9 protein-coding genes are annotated in these 8,364 nt (G+C 68.3%); 1 reads left to right on the forward strand and 8 read right to left on the reverse strand.

All coding sequences use genetic code 11. The annotated features are described in order from the left end of the window. Both Q9Q40_13565 and polA read right to left on the reverse strand, forming a co-directional pair. Nucleotides 1–389 (reverse strand): response regulator (locus tag Q9Q40_13565; GenBank protein MDQ7008247.1); only part of this gene is annotated, 389 nt, incomplete at its 3' end. Next, the gene (gene polA, locus Q9Q40_13570; protein ID MDQ7008248.1) at nt 389–3,379 is read right to left on the reverse strand and encodes a DNA polymerase I; all 2,991 of its coding nucleotides are present in this window, start codon (nt 3,377–3,379) and stop codon (nt 389–391) included. The genes polA and Q9Q40_13565, both read right to left, overlap by 1 nt. A gap of 30 nt (nt 3,380–3,409) precedes the next feature. On the opposite strand from polA, the gene Q9Q40_13575 reads away from it, so the two are divergent. Then, the gene (locus Q9Q40_13575; GenBank protein ID MDQ7008249.1) at nt 3,410–4,432 is read left to right on the forward strand and encodes a glycosyltransferase; all 1,023 of its coding nucleotides are present in this window, start codon (nt 3,410–3,412) and stop codon (nt 4,430–4,432) included. Between the two features lie 4 nt (nt 4,433–4,436). On the opposite strand, the gene Q9Q40_13580 is transcribed toward Q9Q40_13575, so the two are convergent. From Q9Q40_13580 to Q9Q40_13605, 6 genes are all read right to left on the reverse strand, one after another. After that, nucleotides 4,437–4,952, reverse strand: a complete 516-nt coding sequence (locus Q9Q40_13580; protein MDQ7008250.1) for a TlpA disulfide reductase family protein — start codon at nt 4,950–4,952, stop codon at nt 4,437–4,439. Between the two features lie 11 nt (nt 4,953–4,963). Next, on the reverse strand, nt 4,964–5,476 hold the full coding sequence (locus tag Q9Q40_13585; GenBank protein ID MDQ7008251.1) for a ferritin family protein: 513 nt from the start codon (nt 5,474–5,476) through the stop codon (nt 4,964–4,966). Nucleotides 5,477–5,547: 71 nt separating this feature from the next. Continuing rightward, nucleotides 5,548–6,057 carry a hypothetical protein gene (locus tag Q9Q40_13590; protein MDQ7008252.1) on the reverse strand — a complete coding sequence of 170 codons (510 nt, stop codon included), beginning with the start codon at nt 6,055–6,057 and terminating at the stop codon, nt 5,548–5,550. Nucleotides 6,058–6,807: 750 nt separating this feature from the next. Further along, nucleotides 6,808–7,212, reverse strand: coding sequence for a hemerythrin family protein (locus tag Q9Q40_13595; GenBank protein ID MDQ7008253.1), 405 nt, complete (start codon nt 7,210–7,212; stop codon nt 6,808–6,810). A 496-nt stretch (nt 7,213–7,708) separates the two neighbouring features. Next, a complete protein-coding gene (gene tnpB, locus Q9Q40_13600) occupies nt 7,709–8,047 on the reverse strand; it encodes an IS66 family insertion sequence element accessory protein TnpB (protein ID MDQ7008254.1) in 339 nt (112 codons plus the stop codon). A 3-nt stretch (nt 8,048–8,050) separates the two neighbouring features. Then, nucleotides 8,051–8,364: hypothetical protein (locus Q9Q40_13605; protein MDQ7008255.1), on the reverse strand; the 314-nt coding region annotated here is incomplete at its 5' end.

Here is an 8,364-nt window from a genome sequence, read left to right on the forward strand (position 1 = left end):
TCGATGCGTAGCCGGCGCTTTTCGAGGGCCTCCCGCAGGCGGGCGTCCATCTCGTGCAGGGAAAAGGGCTTGCAAACATAGTCACTGGCTCCTGAACGCATGGCGGCCACCGCTGTCGGCGCGTCGCGCAGCCCGGTGAGCATCACCACCGCCAGGTGTGGGTCATGATCGTGGATCCAAGCCAGCAACTCGGTGCCCCTCTCGCCGGGCATGGCGATGTCGCAGACCGCGCATTCGAAGCCCCCTTCGGCGAGCAGCCGGCGCGCCTGCCCGGCGCTCGCGGCGGTGACCACCTCCCAGCCCAGCGAAGCGAGTCCCTCGGAGAGCATCTCCCGCACCGCCGGCTCGTCGTCCACCACCAGCACCCGGGCCCGCTCCGTGACGGCCATCAGTGGATCTCCGCCCAGTTGGCCCCGGCGCGAAAATCCACCGCCAGGGGAACACTCAGTTCCGCGGCGCCCTCCATCGCCGAGCGCACCTGCTCTTCCAACTCCGGCAGGCAGTCGGGATGGGCTTCGAAGACCAGCTCGTCGTGGACCTGCACCAGCAGCCGCGCCGGGATGCCGCTGCGCACCAGGGTGCGCTGCACCTGCACCATCGCCAACTTGACCAGGTCGGCCGCCGTGCCCTGGATCGTGGTGTTCACCGCCTGCCGGATGAGCTGCTCGCGCTGGGCGTAGCTCAGACGCCGCCGGGCGACCCCGTCACCGGCACGCAGATCGTCGAAGCGTCGCCGCCGCCCGAAGAGGGTGCGCACCTCGCCGCTGCGCTGCACCTCTTCCTTGACCGCGTCGATATAGGCCCGCACCCGCGGATAGCGCTCGAAGTAGGCCTCGATGAAGGCCCGGGCCTGGCTGCGAGTCAGCCCCTGCTGCCGGGCCAGGCGAAAGTCGGACATGCCGTAGACGATGCCGAAGTTGACCGCCTTGGCGCGCGAGCGCATCTCCGGGCTGACCGCTTCCAGCCCGACGCCTTCGATCAGGGAAGCGGTGTAGGCGTGGATGTCCAGGCCTCGCCGGAAAGCCTCCACCAGAGCGGGCTCTCCGGCCATGTGGGCCAGGATGCGCAGTTCCATCTGGGAATAGTCCGCGGAAACCAGGCGCCACCCCTCGCGGGGAATGAAGGCCTCGCGAATGCGGCGCCCGAGGGGGGTCCGCACGGGAATGTTCTGCAAGTTGGGATCGGAGGATGACAGGCGACCGGTGGCGGCGCCGAGCTGGTGGAAACGGGTGTGCACCCGGCCGGTGTCGGGATCCACCAGCCGGGGCAGGGCGTCGACGTAGGTGCTTTTCAACTTGGCCAGCTCCCGGTACTCGAGCACCTTGCCCGGCAGGGGATGGACCGCGGCCAAGGCCTCGAGGGCCTCCTGGCTCGTGGAATGGGCGCGGGTCTTGGCCGTGCGGCGCCCCGTCGGCTCGAGGCCCAACTCGTCGAAGAGGACGGCTCGAAGCTGCCCGGGAGAAGCGATGTTGAAGGGGCGCCCGGCCAGCTCGTGGATCTCGCCTTCCAGGCGCTGGAGTTCGATTTCCATTTCGGCGGACATGCGGGCCAGGATTTCGGTGTCGATGCGGATGCCGTGATGCTCCATGTCTTCGAGCACCTCGACCAGGGGCATCTCGATCTCGCGGAAGACCCGATCCACCCCCGCCTGTTCGATCTCCTTCTGCAGCACGTCGGTCAGGCGCCGGGCGACGACGGCGTCTTCCACCGCGTAGCGGGCGACGGTTTCCACGTCCACCTGGTCCAGGCTGCGCTCCTCGGCGCCGCGACCGGCGACCTCTTCATAGGAGATCATCCGCAGGCCCAGGTAGCGCCAGGCCAGGTCGTCGAGCTTGTGGGAGACGGTGCGGTCGGGGTCCACCAGCAGGGCCGCCACCAGGGTGTCGAAGGCGATGCCGCCCAGGGTGAGCCCCGCCCCACGCAAGACGGCGCGGTCGTACTTGAGGTTCTGACCGGTCTTGGGGGGCCGGGGGCCGGCGAGCAGGGCCTCCAGGCGCCGGCCCACCTCGACCCAGGCGCCCTGGTCGAACCCTTCTTCCGGGGCGGGGATGTAGACGCCGCCATCGGGACGGGTAGCCAGGGAAATACCCACCAGGCGGGCGTGGCGCGGATCGAGGGAGGTGGTCTCCGTATCCACGGCCAGGAACTCGCCCCGGGCCAGGTCATCGAGCGCGGTGAGGGCCTCCGCGGGAGTCCGGGCCAGGCGCACCTCGAGTTGCTCGGCGACCTTCGGCGGCTGCTGCCCGGCCGAGTCGAGCATCTCCTCGGTCAGGCGGCGGAAGCCCAGCTCACCGAAGAAGGCCGCGGCGTCCTCCACCCGGGGCTGTCCCGGGCGCATGGCCGCCAGGTCGAGGGCCACCGGGGCGTCGAAGGAAATGGTCACGAGCCGGCGGGAAAAAAGGGCCTGCTCCTGATTGTCGGCCAGGGAGAGCCAGACCTTGGCCTGGGTCTTTTTCTCGAGATCCCGGAGCACCTTGCCCAGACTGCGCTTGTTGAGCAGGGCCGCCCGCTCGGCCAGACCGGCGGCGGCGGCGAAGCGTGCGGCCAGATCCCGGCCCTCGGCGCCGCCGAGGCCCGCCTCCAGTTCGGCCAGGCGCCGGGCGGGTCCTTCCAACTCGGCCAGGGCCGAGGCCAGGGCCTCGCCCCCTTCGTCCAGGGCGGCCAGGGCTCGCTCGCGGGCCAGCCAGAGCGCCTTGAAACAGCGGCCTCGCTCCAGCAGCGCGTCCAGGCTCCCGTAGCGCTCGAGCAGGCGGCGGGCGCCCTTGTCGCCGATGCCCGGAACGCCGGGAACGTTGTCCACCTTGTCCCCCACGAGGGCGAGCACATCCACCACCCGCGAGGGCGGCACGCCGAAGACCTCCTCCACGCCGGCCGGGTCGAGGATGCGATCTTCCTTGGCGGGGTTGAGCACCACCACGTCGCCGTCGACGAGCTGGTAGAGATCCTTGTCGGCGGTGACGATCACCACCTTCATGCCGCGCTCCGTCGCCTGCCGGGCCAGGGTGGCGATCACGTCGTCGGCCTCGAAACCCTCGGCGGTGAGCACCGGCCAGCCCATCACCTCGCAGGCTCTCCGGGCCAGGTCGAACTGGGGCACCAGGTCTTCGGGAGGCTCGGCCCGGTTGGCCTTGTACTCGGCAAAGACCAGGTCCCGGTGGGTCGGACCCTCCAGGTCGAAGGCGACGGCGAAGTGTTCCGGCCGGCGCTCGCGCAGCAGCTTGCGCACGGTGGAGAGAAAACCGTAGACCCCGCCGGTGGGTCGACCATCGGGAGCCGTCAGGGCGGCGATGGCGTAGTAGGAGCGAAAAACAGTGTAGGTGCCGTCGAGCAGGTAGACCGTACTCCGCCCCGCCTCGCCGCCCTTACCCTGGGTTGCCATGAACTGCCTCCATGACGGAGAGTCTACCGGATGCCGTGGGGTACCATGGCCCCCTCACACCGGAGAGCCGACGAAATCGTGGAGATCAGCGTCGTCATTCCCACCTTCGAGGGGGGGCACCGCCTCCGGGCGACCCTGGCCGCACTGGCACGCTGCAGGGTGCCGGAAGGCGGGGCCGAGGTGGTGGTGGTGGACGACAGCTCCCCCCAACCCGTGGTGCTGCCGCGAAACCTCGATCTCCCCTTCCCCGCCCGACTTCAGCGGCTGCCGACCCACTCGGGACGCGCCGGGGCCTGCAACGCGGGGTTGCGGGCGGCTCGGGGGCGAGTGGCGCTGATCCTGGACGACGACATGACCGCCGCCCCGAACCTGCTGGAAGTGCATGCCGCGGCCCACCCCGCCGAGGCCCCCCCGCGGGGGCTGGTGGGACGCATCGAGCCGGACCCGGAATTCTTCACCGGACGTTTCGGGCGTTTTCTGGCCGAGGAGGAGCGGCGACGCCACCAGCGCCTGGCCGCACGGCGCGAAGCGTTGAGTTTCACCGACTGCCTGACGGGGCACTTTTCCGTGCCGCGCCGGACCCTGCTGGCGGTGGGGGGCTACGACGAAGGTTTTTCCCGCTATGGCTTCGAGGACATCGAGCTGGCCTTTCGGCTGGAGCGGGCGGGAGTGGGGCTCGTCTACACCGAGGCCACGACCACCCGCCACCGCTCCGAGTTCGCCGACTTCCCCGCCCACTGCCGGCGGCACATGGAAGCCGGCGCCATGGCGCGCCATTTCGCCGACAGGCACCGGCTGGCGCAGGTGGAAACCTTCCTGCGAACGGAGGGGATGCGCTGGGGGAAGCAACGAGGCTGGTTCCGGCGCACCATGGCCTTGACCCACGGCCTGACCCGTGCCACCCCAGGGCCCCTGCGGCAAGCCCTCCTGGCCCTGGCCCGGGCCCAGGTGCGCATGGCGGAACGGCTGGCCCCCACCGCGGTATTGCATGTGGGCTACCACCTGGTGCGCGACATGCACTACGCGGCGGGCCTGGCGGGCCGGAATCGCTAAGTCCTCAGCGGGGAGCTCCCATCGCCTCCTCCACGGCCTGGATCAGCCGTGGGCCGCGGAGGTTGGTGCCGATCACCTGGCCCTTGCGATCGAGGAGAATCGAGCGGGGGATGGCGCGGATTCCGAACAGCCGCGGCGTCGGCGAGTCGAAGCTCTGCCCCTCGTGCACCTGGGGCCAGGTGACATCGTTGGCCTTCAGCCACTCCCGGAAACCCTTGCGGTCCGCCCCGTCGAGGCTGATGCCGAGGATCAGGAAGTCGTGCTCGCCGAAGCGCTGCCAGGCGGTCTTGAGGAACGGGATCTCGTGTACGCAGGGTCCGCACCAGGTGGCCCAGAAGTCGATCAACACCACCTTGCCTTCGAAAGCCTGGCGGTCCCAGATGCGACCGTCCAGGTCTTCGACCCGCAACTCGTCGAGGGCCTCGAGGTTGATCGCGCCCCCGCCACCGGGCAGGCAGGACAGGGCCAAGGATCCGAACACGAAGATCGGCAGCAGCGGACGCAAGAACCGTGTCGTCATCAGGGAGCGGCCTAGAAGGGAGCGAAACCCTGGTCGGCGAAGTACTGGTCCTTGAGCCGACCTTCGAGTTCCGTCAGGGCGCTGAGGTGACTCTCTTCCCATTCTGCCAGGAAGCGAAAGACCTTCTTCGACTCCTCGTCGGGACACTCCGCAGCCTGCTGGTTGTAGAAGTTGATCGCCGAACGCTCGAGCTCGCAACCGGCGGCGATGACGGCCATCTCGAAAGCACCACCCTTGACCCGTTTGAGAAAGTCGGCGTTGATCACGTCGGAGTGATCGAGGGGCGTGAGATTCTCGGGCGTGGCGGGCACCGCCCACACACCGTCCTCCAGCAGCGACTTGAAGTTCTGCTCGAGAAACGCCTTGTGCTGCTTTTCGTCGGCCGCCAGCGACTCGAACATCTGTTTGGCGGCCGGATCCGTCGCCCGTTCGGCCGCGGCCCGGTAGATTTCCTCGCCACGCAACTCGGTGATAATGGCCGACTTGACGGCCTCCAGCACGATCTGGCGATTCGCCTGATCCATCGCTCTCTCCTTGAGGACCGACGCTCAGCCGCCGGCTCCGGGTGGTCTGGAAGAGTCTACTCCCGGGCCGGTCAAAAACAAGGCGGCCGCCGAGCCCATGCTGACGCGGCGGCGTTGATGCGACGCTCTCCAGCCGTTCGGCCGGGCTCGCCAGGTGGCTTTCGAGGTCCGCGAGCCGCGCCCGCGCCTTGGCCACCACCCGCGGCCGGGGCGCGCTCGACGAACGCGGCGCTGGACAGCTTCGTCCGGCGGGACTCCGCCTGCGTCCCCGGCTTCGCCGGCTCCTCCTCCCGCCGGAACGCCTCCTCCCCCGGATCCACCGCCCCCTCCATCGGAATGATCACTCCCACCGTTTCGAGCCCTTCCCGCAGCGCCGGTTCCGACGGCGGATCCGTCGTCAGCGCTTGCCCCCCGCTCGCCTCGACCAGGCCCGCGATCCGATCCGCGAAAAGACCCGGCACCCGCTCCCCCTCCCGCCGACGCGGACGCAAGCGCCGGGTGACCGGCTTGCCCGGCGCGATGCCCGCCCCCGCCTTCAGCGCCCGGACCGGCGACACCGGCCCGCTCAGCCACCGCCCCACCAGCGCGATGCCCTGCCCGTCGTCCGGATCCCCGGAAATCGCTACGCGGCGGGCATCCGGAGTCGGTATCCTCGAGCCCGCCGGCCGCGCCCGACACCCACATCGCGTCCTCGCCCGGCATCCGGTGCCGGCGGGTCCAACCCGCGATACGGCCCCCACAATCCCAAGCCGGAAGTCCTGCGTGCACCTCCTCGACCGGTTCCACCAGCACCCGGGGCTCGCAAGGCTTGACCCGGTCACCGGCGCCGCCGCACCGCGCCGCCCGCTCCTCGCCGAAGGGCTCGCATGCGCCCGTCAACAGCCATACCGGAATCCTTCCCTTCGCTGAGGCCCCGGCCAGACGCCGGCTCACCTGGTAACCGTCGATTTCCGGGCTCAGTACGTCCAACAACCCCACGTCCGGCCGCGCCTGCTCCGCCAGATCCAGCACCTGACGCCCGCCGGACGCGTAGACCACCGCGACACCCCGGTTTTCGAAGGCTCGACTGCCGACCTGCCGAATCGTGTTCGAGTCGTCCGCAATCAGGATGGACCGTTGCATCCCAGGTATCCCCGGAAAATGCCGGGCCGGAAATCGCGCCCGGAGCCCGGGCGGAGTCGATCACGACGTGAGCTGGAGCGGGCCCCTCCAACCCTGATTCGACCTCGCCCCGGTGCGCGGAAGCCAGCACCGTCCCCCAGCCTGTCACCGCGGAGAGCGCCCTCCCGGCACCCCTTCACCACCGCGCCCCGCCAGCGCGCCGGCCACGGTCAATCCCCGGAGTCTCCCACGCATTTTCGCAGTTCCACGTCGATCCCGCAGATGTGTTCGACCAGCCATCTGTTCAGGGTGTCGAGAAGACCCTGGGCCTCGACCGGATCGAAGCCTTTCTCCGCGTAACGCTGCCGGTAGCCCGCCAGGACCTGCACAAAACTCTCGTGCGCCTGCTTGTTCCTCTCGGCCGCGGGGCAGTTGTACTCCTCCATGCAACGTTCCTCGAAGCTGAAGTGGGCAGCGCAGTAGCGATCCAAAGTCTCGAGCAGCAAGCCATAGGTTCTCTCCCCCCGCACCTTTTCATCGAGAACGGCCTGGAAGTCCTCCGCCATCTTGAAAATCATCCGGTGCTGCTCGTCGACACGCTCGATGCCAGTGGCGTACGCCTCCGACCATCTCATCGCCACCTCCTGGTCCCGACGACCGGCTCACCGCCGATTTCCCCGCAGGGCAGCGGCTCGTTGCCCCGGCAGTTTACCCCAAGCCGTTCTCCAAGCGGTAACGGCCCCGTCACCGGAGCCTCCGGCCCCTTGGTGAATCCGCCGTTCCCCGTGAGCGCCCGACACATGAGCGGGGCAGACGAAATCTCACCCAGCCGGCAATCGAAAACTGCCCACCGGGACGGAAAAGGTGTCGCACACCGAGCCCCATAGGGGTTGCTGTTGTCCAGGAACAATCGCAGACCGGAGATAGGAGTGATCGAGGTGAGCCAGATACACCAGCAGACCTGCAAAGATTCGTGACGACTGGCTCGTGTGCCTCTGCATTCCCATCGCCAAGCGTCCCAACGCCTCGCCGATCAGCGGCGGCGCGGCGCGCTGTCCACTGCATGCGGTTGTTGAACAGCGCCAGCAGGGACACTCGCACTCAAGGCCTCCTTGAGACATCGCCTCAGCGTTAGTTTCGCCTCCTTGAATTGCCTCGCCCGGTGGCCGTTTGCCCCCGACGGATGCGGAAATCTATACAGAATTCTACCGTCCGGGATGCTCCGTTCGAGCTCCAGTATTTCATCTCCAGTATTTCCAAGAGTTTGGCAAACAGGCAGAAGCCCGTCCGATCCCACGTCACGAGCTTCAAGTCATTGCCGCGCCGGTTGAAGAAGACGAAGAGCGTACCAGAGAGAGGATCCTCTTCCAGCACGCTCTTGACCAGAGCGACGAGCCCGTCGAAGGACTTGCGCATGTCGACGGGATCACGGTAGGCCAGAATGCGCCGGGGTCGTTCCGCGAGAAACACCACTCAGCCCCGCAGCCGTAGACGCCCGCCTCCGGGCAGTTCCAGGTCCAACTCCCAGCCTTCGTGATTTCCGACAACGCTCGGAGGCCGGAGGTCGACGAATCCGGGTCCAAGGGCAAGCGCCAGACGCTTCCGCCAGCGATGCAGGCTTGCGATCCCGATTTGCTCCTGGCGGCAGAACGCCCTGAGGCTCAGTTTCGAGGCCTCGAATCTTTCAAGAATCTCCCGCCACTCTTCCTCACTACGCCGGACACGCTGTGAACGCCCTCTCGCCATCGCTGGCCTCCTCTTCTCCAGCATCCTGGGACGGATGCGAG

Source organism: Acidobacteriota bacterium, assembly GCA_030949985.1.
GTDB lineage: Bacteria > Acidobacteriota > Polarisedimenticolia > J045 > J045 > JALTMS01.